Genomic DNA, 670 nt, shown 5'->3' with positions numbered 1-670 from the left:
ATTATCAAGTAAGGTGTCTTTGCCGCGTTCGTCAATAACATCGAGCACTTCTTGAATATGAGCTGGAGCGACATCACAGGCTTGTAAAAGTGCCAGCCACCACAAAGTGTAGATATAACGATTGATATTAGGGGAGCCGACGGCATCGATTTGCCCGCCCAACTTTTCAAAAGCGTGACGGTATATTTGATGATTTGCAGGTAACTTATCACAGTAGTGTGTCAGTTGTTTGCGATACGGCAAAATCGCTTCGGTATAGCGCTTAATATCCCCAAGGTGAGCACCGTATGAGTAGTGCGCTACCCCTCGCATAATCGCGAGCTGATATATACGCTGGGCAACATCNCTAGGTGTGGTAAAATTACCTGCATCGAGGGCTTCCTGTGTTTCTTTAATGCCAACTTCAATGTCGACTAAGAATTCTTCGAAGTAATCGTTACTTCTCCGTGTATCGCGCACCTTTATCTCCTACTGATTATCTTGCCAATGTACGAGGTCTTTGGGGTAGTATGGGTGGTCAATAAAGCTGCTATCATCAATATTGAATAACTTAACAACAAGTGCAATTTCCCAGCACCAATAGCCAATGTATGCATCTGTATCCATTAAATGATAATCTGGGCTACCCTCCAATACATACCAAGCCTCTAGATAGGCTTTTGCAAGTGCT

The 670-nt window shown here is 43.8% G+C and carries 1 protein-coding gene and 1 pseudogene; both read right to left on the bottom strand.

Going from position 1 to position 670, the window contains the following annotated elements; all coding sequences use genetic code 11:
- Positions 1-459 (bottom strand): annotated as a pseudogene (locus CKO50_RS24625) (hypothetical protein); the annotation flags it as partial.
- Between the two features lie 9 nt (positions 460-468).
- Positions 469-670, bottom strand: a 202-nt coding sequence (locus tag CKO50_RS24260) for a PoNe immunity protein domain-containing protein (protein WP_217989651.1), incomplete at its 5' end; no start/stop codon positions are given.

Origin of the sequence: Pseudoalteromonas sp. HM-SA03, assembly GCF_002289345.1 — a bacterium.
Taxonomy (GTDB): Bacteria; Pseudomonadota; Gammaproteobacteria; order Enterobacterales; family Alteromonadaceae; genus Pseudoalteromonas.
Note: the sequence above shows the minus strand (reverse complement) of the source record. Positions and strands in the feature narration are given on the sequence as shown.